A 15,449-nucleotide genomic window follows, 5' to 3' on the forward strand; every position below is an offset into this window, starting at 1 on the left:
CAGACCGCCCGCGGGAGGCAGCTCATGCGCTACGAGATCCGCGTCAACGGACTTATGTCGGAGACGCTGGCCAAAGCCTTCCCGGAGCTTGATCACGTGAGGATGTCCGGTCAGACCGTCCTGTTCGGTCCGGTCGTCGACGAGGCACACCTGTACGGGCTGCTGGCCCGCTGCCGTTCGCTGGGACTGCGCGTCGTGGAGATGCGCCAACTGCCGGAGTGACCGGCCGCTACGACGACCCGCGGGCGCCGAGCGGGCGCCGCGATGACACGGGGACGGACCGGGCGGGACGACCTCGAAGGAGTTCTGCCTCAACGGCGCTCTGCGGCTGTCGCGTCAAAGGCGCGCCCGCTGTCGCGAAGCCGGTCGCCGACCGTCCCCGTTTGCACCGGCCGTGGCACGAAAGCCCTGCGCGCGCGTACGTGCGGTCCTGCCGTACGCCGCTTTCTCGGCCGGTGACAAGGAGGCGGCGAACGGTGAGGGCGGCTCGGGCAACGACCACGACCGTCGCCACCGGCCGGGACGGAGCTGCCGACATGCCGGTACCAGCCCTGCCCGGACCGGGCGTGCTCCGTCCGGGCAGCCTCTGGGCCCTTCAGGGGCGGATCACCCGCTGGGGGTGATCCGGCCGCCGTCGGTGCGCGGGACGGTGGCCGAGCGGCCCCGTCCACCGTCCTGCCCGGTGGTCCGGGCGGCGGCCCGCTCGATCGCGCGAGGAGGAGCCATGACCGTACCGCTTGGTTCGGTACCGCAATCCGGACCGGAGCACATTCCCGACGAGGCGGCCGCGACTTCGGCTGTCGACCCCGCGGACGTGCTGGCGGGGCTGGGCAGCTCATGGACCTGGATCCTGGGTTCGGCGGTCACGACGCTGGTGCCGGGCATCCTGATACTGGTCTGGCCCGACGAGACCCTGCACGTCCTGGCCGTGCTCATCGGGCTGTACCTGCTCGTGACCGGGGGGTTCCGCTTCGTGGCGGCCTTCGCCCGGCAGGAGCACGGCGAACGGCTTGCCGGGCTGCTCCTCTCGGTGCTGTTCGTCCTGGCCGGGGTGCTCTGTCTGCGCAACCCGATGCAGACCATCGCCGCGCTCTCGCTGATCGTCGGAGTCGTCTGGCTCGTGTCCGGCATGCTGACCGCCTACACGGCCCTAGCCGCCAAGGACCTGCCGCACCGCGGCTTCGTCTTCGGGGCCGCGGCGCTCGGCATCGTCGCGGGGATCGTGGTGCTGGCCCTGCCGGCGGAGTCGGCCCTCGCGCTGACCCGGCTGCTCGGCGTGTGGCTCGTGCTGCTCGGTGTGGCCGAGCTCGTCCTCGCCTTCGCCTGGCGGGCCGCCCTCCACAGGTCGCGCACCGCAGACCGGCGCGGCACCACCGCGACGGTCTGAGACCCCGCCTGGAGCACTGGTCGGCTGTTCGCGGTCCGGTGTCGGCTGCTCCGGCTCGGCGTCTGCCACCACGCTCACGATCACCCGTCTCGGGTGAGGTCGCCCGCGCGTTGCCGTGTGCACGCTGAGGACGGCACAGAACGGTTGCCGAGCGAAGGCTCGGAACGGAGGAGAGACATGAGCGCGCAGATGTACCTCGCGTACGACTATCCGCTGCTGAGCGCCTTCTGGACCATGCTGTGGTTCTTCCTGTGGATCATGTGGTTCATCCTGCTCTTCCGGATCATCGTCGACATTTTCCGCGACGAGGACATGGGCGGTTGGGCCAAGGCCGGCTGGCTGGCGCTCGTCATCCTCCTGCCGTTCCTGGGCGTCTTCGTCTACGTGATCGCCCGTGGCAAGGACATGGGTCGCCGCGAGGTGGCGCAGGCACGCGAGCAGCAGATGGCATTCGACTCCTACATCCGGGAGACCGCGGGCGGCAAGGGCGCACCCAGCAGCGTCGACGAACTCGCCAAGCTGTCCGAGATCCGCGCCCGCGGTGACATCACGGACGACGAGTTCCGCAGGGCGAAGGAACTGGTTCTGAGCGACTTCGGCCCGCCGTCGGCCGACAAGGGCTCCGTCACCTCCACCTCCGGTCGCTGAGCACACCGGACGACACGAAACGAGGCGTCACGATGACCACGACACACACCACGCACGCGCAGCCGACGAAACAACACTGGGCGAGCGGCCTGATGGCCTTCGGGGCCGTCATGCTCATGATCGCCGGAGTGCTCGACATCTTCCGGGGCATCATGGCGATCGCCGAGGACGACGTCTTCGTCGCGACCCAGAACTACGTCTTCCAGTTCGACCTCACCGGGTGGGGCTGGATCCACCTCATCCTGGGCGCGGTCGCCGTGATCGTCAGCCTCGGACTGTTCCAGTCGGCGATGTGGGCGCGTGTCCTCGGCGTGGCCATCGCCGGACTCATCATCATCGCCAACTTCCTCTCCCTGCCGTACAACCCGATCTGGTCGGTCGTGATGATCGCCTTCTCGGCGTTCGTCATCTGGGCTCTGTGCGTGGCACGGCCCGAGGAGTCCTCCGACGCGTACGCGCGTGCGCCGCGCAACGGATGAGGGAGTACCGGCGCAGGTGGCGGTACGGCGCCGGTGAGGATCGGTGCCGTACCGGGACCGCGGTGGGCGACTTTGCCGCCGCCGGAACGCGGATTCAGGCGCCGCCTCGGCCGAGGCGGTGGGGGAATAGGGAGAAGGCCCCGGCTGGACGGGGGAGACCAGCCGGGGCCGTACAAGGTGACTGGCGGAGGGCGGTCGCCTCTCGGCGGAAGGCTCCATGGGGCTTCAGCCGGACGATCGTCCCCATGGGCTATAGGTGAGGCCCGGGGACACTGTCCCCTCCGCAGCCACATGGTGAAGAACGGCCGACTGCCCGGGGTTGTTCCCAGCCCCGCCCGGCAGCGGCTGTGAGGTGGCACACCCATCGACCCAGGGGGAGGGTCAGCCGAGGAAGTCGGCGACGAGCGCGGCGAACTCGTCGGGGGCGGCCAGCCGGATGCCGAGGGCTTCGGCCTTGGCACGCTTGGATCCGGCGCCTTCCCCGGCGACGACCAGGGTGGTCTTCTTGGAGACGCTGGAGGAGGCCCGGCCGCCGGCGCGCTCGATCAGTTCGTTCATCTGGTTGCGGCTGAGCTTCTCCAGTACGCCGGTCATCGCGCCGGTGACGACGACCGCCATCCCGGCCAGCGGCCCGCCCGCCGCCTCCCCCTTCTCTTTCTCCTCCTCCCCGCGCTGCGCGCTGCCCTCGGCGTCGCCGGCCGCTGTGTCGGGCGGGGTGGCGCCGGGCTCGGTCATGTTGACCCCGGCCGCGGCGAGTTTGTCGATGAGCGGGGCGAGTTCGGCGAGTTCGGCGACGATGGACGGGGCCTTCTCGGTGCCGATGCCCTCGACCTGCTGCATCGTTTCGGCATCCGCGGCGCGGAGGTGGTCCATGGTGGCGAAGTACCGGGCGATGCGGCGGGACATGGAGCGGCCGGTGCCGCGCACGCCGAGCGCACACAGCACCCGGGACAGCGGCTGCGCCTTGGCCGTGCTGATCGCGGCGAGGAGATTGTCGGTGCTGGTCTCGCCCATCCGGTCCAGGCCCAGCAACTGGTCGCGGGTCAGGGCGAACAGATCGGCGAGATCGGCGACCATACCGGCCTCGACGAGCTGGACGACGCGGGTGTGGCCGAGGCCTTCTATGTCGAGCTGGTCGCGGCCGGCGGCGTAGGAAAGGGCGGCGACCAGGTGGCAGTTGCGGCCGTTCTCACAGCGCCAGCGCTGCTCGCTGGTGTCGATGCCGGAGCCGCACCGAGGGCACACCTCCGGGAAGACGATGGGCTGTTCGTCGCCGGTGCGCAGCTGAACGACCGGGGCTTCGACGCGGGGGATGACATCGCCGGCGCGGTGGACCATGACGTGGTCCCCCAGACGCAGGTCGCGCCGGGTGATGTCGCCCGGGTTGTGGAGGGTGGCGTAGGTGATGGTGGAGCCGTCGATCTCGACCGGCTCGAGCACGGCGCGCGGGGCGATGATGCCGGTGCGGCCCACGTTCCACTCCACCTCCAGCAGTCGGGTGGTCTTCTCCACGGCCGGGAGTTTGTAGGCGATCGCCCAGCGCGGGGCACGCGAACCGGATCCGGCGGCCTGCTGGTCGGCGGCCAGGTCGGCCTTGATGACGATCCCGTCGATTCCGAACGGCAACTGAGGCCGCAGCGCGGCGATCTCCTTCACCCGGACCAGCACCTGCTCGGCGGTTTCGGCGGTGGTGCCGGGGACGGCGGTGGTGGCGGTGGTGTTCACCCCGTACGCGCCGGCCTGGGTCATGAGGTCGCTGTGCGCGAGTTCGCCCAGTCGCGCGGCGAGCGTCGACTCGGTGCCGGGCAGCGGGAGCAGGCCGTAGCCGAAGAAGGTCATCGGCACGGTGTAGGCGCGGTCCTTTGCGCGCAGGGTGCCCGCGGCGGCGTTGCGCGGGTTCGCGAACGGCTGCCCGCCGTGCAGGGCGCGCACCTCGTTGGCGTGCTCGAACTGGGCCGTGGTCATCAGGATTTCGCCGCGCGCCTCCACCGTGACCGGCTCGGCCAGCTCCTGCGGGAGTCCTTCGATGGTGCCGATCGCGTGCGAGACGTCCTCCCCGGCCGTCCCGTCGCCGCGGGTGATCAGCCTGGTGAGGCGGCCGCGGGTGTAGCGGGCGGCGATCGCGAGGCCGTCGAGCTTCGGCTCGACACTGAAACGCTCCACGTCGTGGCCGATCCGCCGGGCCAGTGAAGTGGTCCAGGCGGTGAATTCCTCGGACGAGAACACGTTGTCCAGGCTCAGCATCGCCACGGTGTGCGGGACGTCCCCCTCCACTGCGCCACCGGCGACCTTCCCGATCGGTGAGTCGGGCAGCACCTCGTCGGGATGGTCGGCCTCCCACGTCGCGATGGAGCGCACCAACCGGTCGTAGGCGTCGTCGTCCAGCACCGAGGTGCCGCCCGTGTAGTAGGCGGCCGAGGCCTTCACCGCGTCCTTGACCGCCTGCGCGTAGGCGGCGGCATTCACGATCACTGCAGCTGCTGTTGTCATGCCGGTCATCCTGCACGCCACCACTGACAACGTCGTGCCGGTCGCCCTGGAGCCTGACCGACCGCAGACACCGCCGTCCGCCGATACGCCGGGTGACGTCGGCGTCGAGACCATGGCGGACACCGGAGAGCCGGGGAGACGGCACCGGCGGGCCGAATTTCCCGAATGTCCGATTGGCGGAGGAGGTCGGGGAGCGAACCGCTCCTTCGCCCCTGCCGTACGACCCCGACCGCTTCTGACCAGCTCTGATCGAATCCACGCCCCAGGGGAACGCGTGCCCGAGTGCGTTATCGGTCTGTAGTGCGACGCCTCATACCAGAGCGGGACGCTGTCCGTGGGAGTTTGTCAACTGCCCACCGCACATGATGCGTTGCCGACTACTGTCAGTTGCCGTCGGGCGACGCAGGGCCGAATTTTTCGGCTCTGGCGACCGGCACCGCGATGGCGCACGCCCGAGTCGCGCAGACCCGCGGGAGCCCCGTGCCCCCGACGCACCAGTACGAGGACGCAGATGTCTCACCTTCGCGCACCGGCCGCACGCGCAGACCGCCGTGAGGGCGGGCGGCACGGGCGACCGGTCGCCCGCACCGGCCCCCCGCTGCCCGAGAGCCACCTACGGCCCCAACTGCTGCGCCTGGCGGTCCTGCCGCCGATCGCGGTGGCCCTCAGCGCGTGCGCGGCCGTGCTGTTCACCGTCCGCTCCACCGGCGCACGCCCCGGCCTCACACTGTGGGCGGTACTCGCCGGCGCCACGGGCGTGGCCCTGGCGGGCATCCTGATCGCCGCCGTGGCCGCCGACCGCGCCGCTGCGTCCGTACGGGAACGCCTCGGAGCTCTGCGTCGCGCCAGCGCGCGCACGGAGGCCGACCTGCGCACCGTCGTCGAGGGACTGCGTCGCGGTGAGAGCCCGCCCGCGCCCAAGGCGCGTCGCCAACCCCTCCAGGACGCCGACGACTTCGAACTGCTGGCCGCCGATCTCTCCCGTGCGCACGACGGCGCCGTCACCGCCGTCGTGCAGGCGGCCCAGCTCTCCAGCCAGGCCGGCAGTGAGCAGAAGGTCGAGGTCTTCGTCAATCTCGCACGGCGGCTTCAGTCCCTCGTGCACCGCGAGATCTCGATCCTCGATGAGCTGGAGAACGAGATCGAGGATCCGGACCTGCTCAAGGGCCTCTTCCACGTCGACCACCTCGCCACCCGCATCAGACGGCACGCCGAGAACCTCGCCGTCCTCGGCGGCGCCGTCTCGCGCCGCCAGTGGAGCAACCCCGTCTCCATGACCGAGGTCCTGCGGTCCGCGATCGCCGAGGTGGAGCAGTACTCGCGGGTCAAGCTGGTACCGCCGATCGACGGCGCCCTGCGCGGGCACGCCGTCGCCGACGTCATCCATCTGCTGGCCGAACTCGTCGAGAACGCCACGGTGTTCTCGGCCCCGCACACCCAAGTGCTGTTGCGCGCCAACCTCGTCACCTCCGGGCTCGCCGTCGAGGTCGAGGACCGGGGCCTGGGCATGCCCCTGGGAGAGCAGAACAAGATGAACGCGCTGCTCGCCGACCCCGATCAGGTGAATGTCGCCAGCCTTCTGCAGGACGGCCGCATCGGACTGTTCGTGGTCTCCCAGCTAGCGCGGCGCCATGGCATCCACGTCCGGCTCCAGACCAACATCTACGGCGGCGTCCAGGCCGTACTCGTCGTGCCGCAGGGGCTGGTGGGCACGATGCCGGGCGACCCCGGGGACGTAACCCAGGCGCAGCCCCAGCAGACGGCGGGCGCACGGCGTCCGCCCGCGAGACCGCCGGCGCCGCCCACACCTCCCGGAGGGCCTGGAATGTCGTCCGTGCCCTCCGGCGGCGGGGTGTCCGCCGTGCCCGCCGCGCCGGTGACGGGCGGCAGCGGGCCCACGCCGCTGCCGGTACGCGGTGCCCGCGCGGAGCGGCCCAATCCGGCGGACGCCGTCCCCGGCATCCGTCCCGAGGACCGGCACACCGCCGCGGCGAACGCGAGCATGCCGCCCACGCCCCGCAACGGGGCGGTCCGCGGCACCATGGGCAAGCCCCAACTGCCCAGACGACGCGCCCAGGAACACATCGCACCCCAACTGCGCGACGGGCCCGCACCCCGTCCCGAGACGGAGTACGTCGTCGGCCATGACCCGGGCCTGATGGCGGCGTTCCAGCGGGGTATCGGGCTGGCGGAGGCCCAGCACGCGGAGGCGCAACCCAGGCAGGTGGCCCGCGTGGAGGCCGTTCCCATGGAGGCGCCGCACCTGGGGCGGGCGCACGCCGATCGGTCTCACCTGGATCCCGGGCACATGGACGCGTTGCCGCCGCTGGAGGTGGTCCGCGTCGACCAGCCGTCCATGAGCGCGCCCCACAGGGACGTACCACCTCTGGATGCACCACCGATGGGCGCGCCCCACATAGCCGAGCCGCACACGGCGCATGCGTCGGCCCCGCACGAGTCGCAGGGAGCGCGGGATGCCGCGCCCGGACACGACCTCACCGCCCGGCACGACGGGAGCGCGTCGGCCGGATGACCATCCCCCTCACCACCCCCACCCCCACCCCCTCCGCTCCCGGAGACCTTCGTACCTCAAGGAGTCGATCCACCATGGCGAGCGATGCGCCGACCGCCCAGGTATCCGATCTCGACTGGCTGATGAGCGGCCTCGTGCAGCGCGTGCCGCACACCACCAGCGCGGTACTGCTCTCCTGCGACGGGCTCGTGAAGTCGGTCCACGGCCTCGACCCGGACAGCGCCGACCACATGGCGGCCCTGGCCTCAGGCCTCTACTCCCTCGGTCGCAGCGCCGGTGTCCGCTTCGGGGACGGCGGCGATGTACGCCAGGTCGTCGTCGAACTCGACTCGACGCTGCTGTTCGTCTCCACCGCGGGCTCCGGCACCTGCCTCGCCGTGCTCGCCGGACGCGAGGCCGACGCGGCGGTGCTGGGCTACGAGATGGCCATGCTGGTCAAGAGCGTCCGCCCGTATCTGATGACCGCGCCCCGGCAGGCCTCCGTCGAACCGCGGGCGATGAGGCCTTGAACGTGGCCGCGGCCGGCGACGGGCCCTGGCTCGATGATGCCGCGGGGCGCCTGGTGCGCCCCTACACGGTCAGCAACGGGCGGACCCGGCCGACGACCGCGCTCGACCTCCTGTCGCAGGTGATGGTCACCGGGGCCACCCCCCTCGGCTACCTCGGACCGGAGTACTCCCAGGCGCTCGAACTGTGCCGGGCGCCCGTCTCGGTCGCGGAGATCGCCGCCCAACTGAAGCTGCCGGCGGTGGTCACCAAGGTGGTGCTTTCCGACCTCGTCGACTGCGGGGCACTGACCACGAAGCCCCCGGACTTCTACCACAACCCCACTGACCGGTCTCTGCTGGAGGCAGTGCTCGATGGACTACGACGACAGCTCTGACCCTTTTCCCACCGCGCTGAAGATCTTGGTGGCGGGAGGTTTCGGGGTCGGCAAGACGACCTTCGTCGGCGCGGTGAGCGAGATCGCGCCGCTCAGCACGGAGGAGCTGCTCACCACGGTCAGCGCCGCGACCGACAACCTCGACGGCGTCGAGAACAAGGTGGAGACCACCGTGGCGATGGACTTCGGCCGCATCACCCTCGATCCGCAGCATGTGCTGTACCTCTTCGGCACGCCCGGGCAGGAGCGGTTCTGGTTCATGTGGGACGAACTGTCCGAGGGCGCGCTCGGCGCGGTGATCCTCGCCGACACCCGCCGTCTGGAGGACTGCTTCGCGGCAGTCGACTTCTTCGAGCAGCGCGGTCTCCTTTTCATCGTCGCCGTCAACGAGTTCGACGGCGCCTACCGGTACGACCCCGAGGAGGTGCGCGCGGCCATCGGCCTCGACGCCCGGATTCCCATCGTGCGCTGCGACGCCCGGATCTCCAGCTCGGGCGTGCAGACCCTGCTGACCCTGGTCCGCCATCTCCTCGCCCACGCACCGACGCACGCCCCGAGCCATGGAGCCCACACATGACGTACGCCCCACAGCACGGAGGGCATGGATGAGTTACGACCCGCCACGCCCGGCCGGTCGTCTGCTCCTGACCCCGGAGGACAAGGACGCTCCCGCCCGGGTCCGGCGGTTGCGCCGACTGGGCCTGGGGGAGCGTGCGGAACCCGTTCTCGACGCCTTCGCGGACCGGCTCGCCGAGGTCGCCGCGGTGCCGTACTCGATGGTCAACTTCATCGACGAGAATCGTCAGTTCTTCGCGGGTCTGCACACCCCGGACGGAAATCTCTCGGTCGACCGACCGATCCCGGCCGCCGTCGCGGACGGTACCGACGGCAACGCCCCGGGCGTCGGCCGCTATATGGCCCGCGACTACGGCTTCTGCCCCTATGTGGTGGTCCGGCGCAGGGCGCTGGTCCTGGAGGACGTCTGCGACTACCCGCGGTTCGCCGGGAACCCCGTCGTCGACGAGATCGGCGTCCGCTCCTATCTCGGCGCCCCGCTGATCGACCACACGGGCATCGCCCTCGGCACGGTCTGCGTCGTCGACCTCGAGCCGCGCCCGTGGGGAAGGGCCGGGCTTGAAGCCATCAAATCGATGGCGGCGGAACTGGTCGAGCAGCTCGAACAGCGAGAGGGAGGCGGGGGGTTCTGAGGCCCTCGGCCCAGGCCCTGTCGAACGCCCCCGGCGTGTGAAGGAAAGCTGCGGCGGCGCTTAAGAAATCCTCGATGGACCGAGAGCGCCGCCGTACGGCAGATTTCTAGGGGATTTCACCCCTCTCCCCGGTACGGGCTCCTTCAGCGTGCCCTGCTCCGGGATCTCACCCACAGGAGCCGCAGCTTGAAGGCGCTGGTCAAGGAGAAGGCGGAGCCCGGGCTCTGGCTCGTGGACGTCCCGGAGCCGGAGGTCGGCCCCGGCGACGTACTGATCAAGGTCCTCAGGACCGGGATCTGCGGCACCGATCTGCACATCCGCAGCTGGGACGGCTGGGCCCAGCAGGCCATCCGGACGCCACTCGTGCTCGGGCACGAGTTCGTCGGCGAGGTCGTCGACACCGGCCGCGACGTCATCGACATCGGAGTCGGCGACCGCGTCAGCGGCGAGGGCCATCTGGTGTGCGGCAAGTGCCGCAACTGCCTGGCCGGGCGCCGCCACCTGTGCCGCGCCACGGTCGGCCTGGGCGTCGGCCGCGACGGCGCGTTCGCCGAGTACGTGGCTCTGCCCGCCGCCAACGTGTGGGTGCACCGGGTCCCGGTCGACCTCGATGTCGCCGCGATCTTCGACCCGTTCGGCAACGCCGTGCACACGGCGCTCTCCTTCCCGCTGGTCGGCGAGGACGTACTGATCACCGGCGCGGGCCCGATCGGTCTGATGGCCGCCGCGGTGGCCCGGCACGCGGGGGCCCGCAACGTCGTCGTCACGGACGTCAGCGAGGAGCGTCTGGAGCTCGCCCGAAAGATCGGCGTGAGCCTCGCCCTGAACGTCTCGCGCGCGACGATCGCCGACGGCCAGCGGGAGTTGGGGCTGCGCGAGGGCTTCGACATCGGCCTGGAGATGTCGGGGCGCCCCGAGGCCATGCGCGACATGATCGCCAACATGACGCACGGCGGCCGGATCGCGATGCTCGGTCTGCCCGCCCAGGAGTTCCCGGTCGACTGGTCCCGCATCGTCACCTCGATGATCACGATCAAGGGCATCTACGGCCGCGAGATGTTCGAGACCTGGTACGCGATGTCGGTCCTGCTCGAAGGCGGCCTCGATCTCGCCCCCGTGATCACCGGCCGCTATGGCTTCCACGACTACGAGGCGGCGTTCGCCGACGCGGCGAGCGGCCGCGGCGGCAAGGTCATCCTCGACTGGGCTGTTTGATTTTCGGCTCGGTTCGCCTCCGGGGCGCCTGAGCCTGTGTCGAGAGCTCGACCGTGCTCAGCCCTCCTTCGTCGGGCCTCCGCGCTCCCCCAAGCTCTCAACTTCGTTCGAGCAGGGGGACCCCCATGTTCGCCCGACACAGTCGCGCCCCTTCGGCTCACTCGCCCACTGCATCCTATGGAGCCCCTGATGTTCGATTCCGTACGCGACGACCTTCGCACCACCCTCGATGAGATCCGCGCCGCCGGCCTGCACAAGCCCGAGCGCGTCATCGGCACCCCCCAGTCCGCGACCGTGAGTGTCACGGCGGGCGGCCGCCCCGGCGAGGTCCTCAACTTCTGCGCCAACAACTACCTCGGCCTGGCCGACCACCCCGAGGTCGTCGCCGCCGCCCACGAGGCTCTCGACCGCTGGGGCTACGGCATGGCCTCCGTGCGCTTCATCTGCGGTACGCAGGAGGTGCACAAGGAGTTGGAGGCGCGGCTGTCCGCGTTCCTCGGCCAGGAGGACACGATCCTGTACTCCTCCTGCTTCGACGCCAACGGCGGCGTCTTCGAGACCCTCCTCGGCGCCGAGGACGCGGTCATCTCCGACGCCCTCAACCACGCCTCGATCATCGACGGCATCCGGCTGTCCAAGGCGCGCCGCTTCCGGTACGCCAACCGTGACATGGCCGATCTGGAGCGACAGTTGAAGGAGGCATCGGGCGCCCGGCGCAAGCTGATCGTCACCGACGGCGTCTTCTCCATGGACGGCTATGTGGCCCCGCTGCGCGAGATCTGCGACCTCGCCGACCGCTACGACGCCATGGTCATGGTCGACGACTCGCACGCCGTCGGCTTCGTCGGCCCGGGCGGCCGCGGCACCCCCGAGCTGCACGGCGTCATGGACCGCGTCGACGTCATCACGGGCACCCTCGGCAAGGCGCTGGGCGGCGCGTCCGGCGGTTACGTCGCCGCCCGCGCCGAGATCGTCGCGCTGCTGCGCCAGCGCTCCCGCCCGTACCTTTTCTCGAACACGCTCGCCCCGGTGATCGCGGCGGCCTCACTGAAGGTCCTGGATCTGCTGGAGTCGGCGGGCGACCTGCGCGACAGGCTGGCCGAGAACACCGCGCTGTTCCGCTCCCGGATGACCGAGGAGGGCTTCGACATTCTTCCCGGCGACCACGCGATCGCCCCCGTCATGATCGGCGACGCGGCCGTCGCGGGACGGATGGCGGAACTGCTCCTGGAGCGCGGCGTGTACGTGATCGGCTTCTCGTACCCGGTCGTGCCGCAGGGCCAGGCCCGGATCCGGGTGCAGCTGTCCGCCGCGCACTCGACGGACGACGTGAACCGGGCGGTGGACGCTTTCGTGGCCGCCCGCGCGGAGCTGGGTGCCTGACGCGGAGCAGAGCGCCCGACCTGAGAGAATCGGTCACATGATCGAAGCGCGGCGGCTCCACATCCTCCGTGCGGTGGCCGACCACCGCACGGTCACGGCGGCTGCCGCCGCGCTCTATCTCACGCCCTCCGCCGTCTCCCAGCAGCTGACCGCCCTGGAGCAGGAGACCGGCCACCGGCTCGTCGAGCGCGGCGCCAAGGGCGTACGGCTGACTCCCGCCGGCGAGATCCTGCTTGGCCACACCAACGCGGTCCTGGCCCAACTGGAGCGTGCCGAGGCGGAGTTGGCCGCGTACAGCGCGGGCTCGGCGGGCACGGTCACGGTCGCCTCGTTCGCGACCGGTATCGGCCTGGTCGTCGCCCCCGCCCTGGCCCGGCTCGCCCGTACGGCACCCGGCATCCATGTCCGTGTCCAGGACGCCGAGGGCGACGCCAGCCTGCCGATGGTGCTCGACCGGCAGGTCGACATCGCGGTCGCCGTCGAGTACCGGGGCGCCCCGGACGCGGACGACCCGCGCCTCGCCCATGTATCCCTGTACGCCGAGCCCTTCGACGCGGTCGTCCCGGTCACGCACCGGCTGGCCGACGCCGACGAGGTCCCGCTCGCCGAGCTCGCCAAGGATCCGTGGATCGGTCCGTACCCCGGAAATCCCTGCCATGACGTGGTCGTCCTGGCCTGCGAGAACGCGGGATTCCAGCCCCACCTCGAGCACTCCTCGGACGACTTCCGTGCCGTCGTCGCCCTCGCCTCGGCCGACGCGGGCGTCGCCCTGGTGCCTCGCTCGGCCCTGCGCGGCATGGACCTCACCGGCGTGCTCGTGCGCCCGGTCGACGGAGTCGCGCCCACCCGCCGGGTCTTCGCGGCCGTACGACGTGGCGCGGAGGGCCATCCGCTGATCAGCCCGGTGCTCGAGGCGTTGGCGGAGGCGGCGACCGCGGAGTGAGTGTCGAAAGGTCGGCTACAGCAGGGACGTGAGGTGGCGCAGCTCCTTCACGAGGGGAGGCTGGGGGAGCGGGACCGTCCCGAGCTCGGGGTGGTGGGTGCGAGTGATGTGCGGGTGGACGTCGGCGATGAGCGGCGGGTTGACCACGGGCGCGGTGACGCGGTCGCCGCACATGTAGGTGGGTTCGAAGTGCTGGCGCACCAGCTGGGTACGCCAGAGGTCGGCGTCGTGGTACTCACCGCTGTGGGCGTGTTCGAGGAAGAGGCAGTACTCGGCGACCGGGTGACCGACGCCGGCCGCGAAGCGCCACCAGAACCGTGCTCCGCTGCTGTCGCCCGCCACATGCAGCAGGCATGCGAAGACCAGGGCGCCGGTCGTGTCGGCGTACTGGCTGTCGATGAAATCGCTCAGATGGCGGTCGGCGTCCGGACCGAACAGCACCAGGAGGCTGACGGCGTTCAGGTCCCACCAGGCGCGGTCGGCATCCGGGGTGCGGTCGTCCTCGGGGGTGGTCCACTCGGTGTGCGCGAGGGCGGCTTCGGGGTTGCGCGGGCGGTGACGGGCTGCCTGACGGCTGCGCAGGCGGGCTTCGGCGGCCGCGAGGTCGTAGTCGTTGTACCGGTCCTGGGTGCGGGCCTTGGCCAACAGGTCGTCGATGGTGCGGCGGTCGGGCGGCAGGGTGCTCATCAGGGGGTCTTCCCGTCGGAGTGCTCCGGGCTGTGGAGTTTGAGCAGGGTGGCGAGGCGCCTGCGTCCGGTACGGAGCTGGGAGCGGACGGTGGCTTCCTCGTTGCCCATCAGCAGGGCGGCTTCGGCGGCCGTGAAACCTATGCCGTAGTAGAGGAGGATCGCGTCGCGCTGGCGCTCGCTCAGGGAGGCGACCGCCCCGTACAACGCGATGGCGTCGGTGAGGGTGTCGTACGGATCCTCCGTGGGGTCCGCGAGGGCGGCCTCGAAGGCGGCGACCTCCATCAGCTCCGGGCGGCGCCTGCGCTTGCGGTGCATGTCGATGATGCGGCGCTTGAGGACCGTCCAGGCGTAGCCCTCCAGGTTCTCCATCCGCAGCATCCGTGGCCAGCGGTCCATGACCTGGTCGAAGGTCAGGTCCACGGCCTCTTCCGCGTCGGCGTCGGAGCCGAGCTGGAGGTAGGCGTAGCGCATGTAGTCCTGGCGGCGCTGATGGTGAAAGCCCCAGTACGCCATCTGCGTGGCGCGATCCCACTGGTCGATGGGTATCACCCGTGGCACACCGATGGCCCCGCCGGTCTCCTCCGGCCCGCTGTCCCCGCTCACGGGACGTCCCGGGTGGACTCGGAGTTGCGGGACGGGGCGCGGGTGCCGGTCAGTCCGGTGATGCCGATGCGCACGCCGGCCGTCAACAGTCGGCGGCACGCACGGAGTACGTCCGGGCCGAACACCCTCAGGGCAAGCGCGATCTCGAACAACCACGCGGCAGCGCTCTGCTGCACGGGGTCCTCCCCTGTACCTGTGCTGTTTCCAGGTGCCGTGTCCCACCCCGGCACCAGAGGCACCATCCGCCTCCACCCATGAAGCGTCCATGGCGACCCGAATGTGCAGTCGGGTATCGAAAAATATTACGTTCAGTATCGGTCTGATAGCAGCTAGTTCAATCATCGACCATTGTGGGCCGTCGGCCGTCGGGTGATTGTCGGTGCCATTGGCTACGGTGCGTCTCATGCCGGATGCCGAAGATGTACGTCGTATCGCCCTCTCCTTGCCGGATACGACGGAGAAGATCGCCTGGAGCATGCCCACGTTCCGGGTCGCGGGGAAGATGTTCGCCACGCTCCCCGAGGACGAGACCTCCATCGCGGTGCGCTGCCCCAAGGACGAGCGCGACGAACTCGCCCTGGCGGAGCCCGCGAAGTTCTGGATCGCCGACCACGAGGCCGTCTTCGCCTGGGTCCGGGTCCGTCTCGCGGCTCTGGAGGACGGCGACGAACTCCGCGACATCCTCGCCGACTCCTGGCGCCAGTCGGCCCCGTCCCGACTGCTCGAGTCCTACCCGGAGCTGGGGCTTCCGGCGGTCGACTGAAATTCCGCCGGCGTTGTCAGTGCGCCGTGGCATGATCCGGAGGCAGGAGTGGAGAGTGGGACGCTCGGTTCGTCGGGGAGCCGTGGGGGATCGGCGGGGGGCACGGGCGGGATGTACGGGAGGTCGCCGGGCGGGAAGCCATCGCGGGCCGGGGCGTCCCCGCCGGCCGCCGAGGCCCCGACGGCGCAGGTGACGAGTGAGCCGGGCGCACCCGGCGCGATCGCA

17 protein-coding genes are annotated in these 15,449 nt (G+C 70.6%); 13 read left to right on the forward strand and 4 right to left on the reverse strand.

Annotation, left to right across the window (positions count from 1 at the left end; translation table 11 throughout):
• Window positions 1–24: 24 nt before the first annotated feature.
• The 4 genes from AB0D57_RS02290 (at window position 25) to AB0D57_RS02305 (ending at window position 2,514) form a co-directional block, all read left to right on the forward strand.
• Complete coding sequence (locus AB0D57_RS02290; RefSeq protein ID WP_362066043.1) at window positions 25–222, forward strand: hypothetical protein; 198 nt, start codon at window positions 25–27, stop codon at window positions 220–222.
• A gap of 502 nt (window positions 223–724) precedes the next feature.
• On the forward strand, window positions 725–1,387 hold the full coding sequence (locus AB0D57_RS02295; RefSeq protein ID WP_362066045.1) for a DUF308 domain-containing protein: 663 nt from the start codon (window positions 725–727) through the stop codon (window positions 1,385–1,387).
• Between the two features lie 177 nt (window positions 1,388–1,564).
• The gene (locus AB0D57_RS02300) at window positions 1,565–2,035 is read left to right on the forward strand and encodes an SHOCT domain-containing protein (protein WP_362066047.1); all 471 of its coding nucleotides are present in this window, start codon (window positions 1,565–1,567) and stop codon (window positions 2,033–2,035) included.
• Window positions 2,036–2,067: 32 nt separating this feature from the next.
• Window positions 2,068–2,514, forward strand: coding sequence for a hypothetical protein (locus AB0D57_RS02305; protein WP_362066049.1), 447 nt, complete (start codon window positions 2,068–2,070; stop codon window positions 2,512–2,514).
• 381 nt (window positions 2,515–2,895) lie between these two features.
• Here AB0D57_RS02305 and ligA read toward each other — a convergent pair whose 3' ends face one another.
• Window positions 2,896–5,004, reverse strand: a complete 2,109-nt coding sequence (gene ligA / locus AB0D57_RS02310) for an NAD-dependent DNA ligase LigA (protein WP_362066051.1) — start codon at window positions 5,002–5,004, stop codon at window positions 2,896–2,898.
• A 511-nt stretch (window positions 5,005–5,515) separates the two neighbouring features.
• Between ligA and AB0D57_RS02315 the strand changes: the two genes are divergently transcribed.
• From AB0D57_RS02315 to AB0D57_RS02350, 8 genes are all read left to right on the forward strand, one after another.
• On the forward strand, window positions 5,516–7,537 hold the full coding sequence (locus AB0D57_RS02315; protein ID WP_362066053.1) for an ATP-binding protein: 2,022 nt from the start codon (window positions 5,516–5,518) through the stop codon (window positions 7,535–7,537).
• A gap of 74 nt (window positions 7,538–7,611) precedes the next feature.
• Window positions 7,612–8,046 (forward strand): roadblock/LC7 domain-containing protein, encoded by a 435-nt coding sequence (locus tag AB0D57_RS02320; protein ID WP_362066055.1) that lies wholly within the window; start codon window positions 7,612–7,614, stop codon window positions 8,044–8,046.
• Between the two features lie 2 nt (window positions 8,047–8,048).
• The gene (locus AB0D57_RS02325; protein ID WP_362066057.1) at window positions 8,049–8,420 is read left to right on the forward strand and encodes a DUF742 domain-containing protein; all 372 of its coding nucleotides are present in this window, start codon (window positions 8,049–8,051) and stop codon (window positions 8,418–8,420) included.
• On the forward strand, window positions 8,398–8,997 hold the full coding sequence (locus AB0D57_RS02330) for an ATP/GTP-binding protein (protein WP_362066059.1): 600 nt from the start codon (window positions 8,398–8,400) through the stop codon (window positions 8,995–8,997). Before AB0D57_RS02325 ends, AB0D57_RS02330 begins: the two co-directional genes overlap by 23 nt.
• A gap of 28 nt (window positions 8,998–9,025) precedes the next feature.
• A complete protein-coding gene (locus tag AB0D57_RS02335; protein WP_362066061.1) occupies window positions 9,026–9,628 on the forward strand; it encodes a GAF domain-containing protein in 603 nt (200 codons plus the stop codon).
• 186 nt (window positions 9,629–9,814) lie between these two features.
• On the forward strand, window positions 9,815–10,843 hold the full coding sequence (gene tdh / locus AB0D57_RS02340) for an L-threonine 3-dehydrogenase (RefSeq protein ID WP_362066063.1): 1,029 nt from the start codon (window positions 9,815–9,817) through the stop codon (window positions 10,841–10,843).
• Between the two features lie 189 nt (window positions 10,844–11,032).
• On the forward strand, window positions 11,033–12,226 hold the full coding sequence (locus tag AB0D57_RS02345; protein WP_362066065.1) for a glycine C-acetyltransferase: 1,194 nt from the start codon (window positions 11,033–11,035) through the stop codon (window positions 12,224–12,226).
• A gap of 37 nt (window positions 12,227–12,263) precedes the next feature.
• Window positions 12,264–13,169: a LysR family transcriptional regulator gene (locus AB0D57_RS02350; protein ID WP_362066067.1), complete on the forward strand. Its 906-nt coding sequence runs from the start codon at window positions 12,264–12,266 to the stop codon at window positions 13,167–13,169.
• A 15-nt stretch (window positions 13,170–13,184) separates the two neighbouring features.
• Here the strand turns inward: AB0D57_RS02350 and AB0D57_RS02355 are convergent, their stop codons facing one another.
• From AB0D57_RS02355 to AB0D57_RS02365, 3 genes are read right to left on the reverse strand one after another with little or no spacing between them, the layout of a single operon-like run.
• Entirely contained in the window at window positions 13,185–13,856 is a 672-nt protein-coding gene (locus tag AB0D57_RS02355; protein ID WP_362066069.1) for a hypothetical protein, read from the reverse strand.
• Entirely contained in the window at window positions 13,856–14,461 is a 606-nt protein-coding gene (locus tag AB0D57_RS02360; protein WP_362066071.1) for a sigma-70 family RNA polymerase sigma factor, read from the reverse strand. The genes AB0D57_RS02355 and AB0D57_RS02360 overlap by 1 nt, the downstream gene beginning before the upstream one ends.
• The gene (locus tag AB0D57_RS02365; RefSeq protein ID WP_362066073.1) at window positions 14,458–14,637 is read right to left on the reverse strand and encodes a hypothetical protein; all 180 of its coding nucleotides are present in this window, start codon (window positions 14,635–14,637) and stop codon (window positions 14,458–14,460) included. Before AB0D57_RS02365 ends, AB0D57_RS02360 begins: the two co-directional genes overlap by 4 nt.
• 227 nt (window positions 14,638–14,864) lie before the next feature.
• Between AB0D57_RS02365 and AB0D57_RS02370 the strand changes: the two genes are divergently transcribed.
• Window positions 14,865–15,224, forward strand: a complete 360-nt coding sequence (locus tag AB0D57_RS02370) for an MmcQ/YjbR family DNA-binding protein (protein ID WP_362066075.1) — start codon at window positions 14,865–14,867, stop codon at window positions 15,222–15,224.
• The last annotated feature ends 225 nt before the right edge of the window (window positions 15,225–15,449 follow it).

It is taken from the genome of Streptomyces sp. NPDC048275, from assembly GCF_040652275.1.
In the GTDB taxonomy this organism is placed as follows: domain Bacteria; phylum Actinomycetota; class Actinomycetes; order Streptomycetales; family Streptomycetaceae; genus Streptomyces.

What these genes read in the sequence shown, in the direction of transcription:
- AB0D57_RS02300 (WP_362066047.1), top strand. Translation starts at nt 1,565, where the DNA reads ATGAGCGCGCAGATGTACCTCGCGTACGACTATCCGCTGCTGAGCGCC.
- AB0D57_RS02350 (WP_362066067.1), top strand. Translation starts at nt 12,264, where the DNA reads ATGATCGAAGCGCGGCGGCTCCACATCCTCCGTGCGGTGGCCGACCAC.
- AB0D57_RS02370 (WP_362066075.1), top strand. Translation starts at nt 14,865, where the DNA reads ATGCCGGATGCCGAAGATGTACGTCGTATCGCCCTCTCCTTGCCGGAT.
- AB0D57_RS02335 (WP_362066061.1), top strand. Translation starts at nt 9,026, where the DNA reads ATGAGTTACGACCCGCCACGCCCGGCCGGTCGTCTGCTCCTGACCCCG.
- AB0D57_RS02345 (WP_362066065.1), top strand. Translation starts at nt 11,033, where the DNA reads ATGTTCGATTCCGTACGCGACGACCTTCGCACCACCCTCGATGAGATC.
- AB0D57_RS02330 (WP_362066059.1), top strand. Translation starts at nt 8,398, where the DNA reads ATGGACTACGACGACAGCTCTGACCCTTTTCCCACCGCGCTGAAGATC.
- AB0D57_RS02320 (WP_362066055.1), top strand. Translation starts at nt 7,612, where the DNA reads ATGGCGAGCGATGCGCCGACCGCCCAGGTATCCGATCTCGACTGGCTG.
- AB0D57_RS02315 (WP_362066053.1), top strand. Translation starts at nt 5,516, where the DNA reads ATGTCTCACCTTCGCGCACCGGCCGCACGCGCAGACCGCCGTGAGGGC.
- AB0D57_RS02295 (WP_362066045.1), top strand. Translation starts at nt 725, where the DNA reads ATGACCGTACCGCTTGGTTCGGTACCGCAATCCGGACCGGAGCACATT.
- AB0D57_RS02355 (WP_362066069.1), bottom strand. Translation starts at nt 13,856, where the DNA reads ATGAGCACCCTGCCGCCCGACCGCCGCACCATCGACGACCTGTTGGCC.
- ligA (WP_362066051.1), bottom strand. Translation starts at nt 5,004, where the DNA reads ATGACAACAGCAGCTGCAGTGATCGTGAATGCCGCCGCCTACGCGCAG.
- AB0D57_RS02305 (WP_362066049.1), top strand. Translation starts at nt 2,068, where the DNA reads ATGACCACGACACACACCACGCACGCGCAGCCGACGAAACAACACTGG.
- AB0D57_RS02290 (WP_362066043.1), top strand. Translation starts at nt 25, where the DNA reads ATGCGCTACGAGATCCGCGTCAACGGACTTATGTCGGAGACGCTGGCC.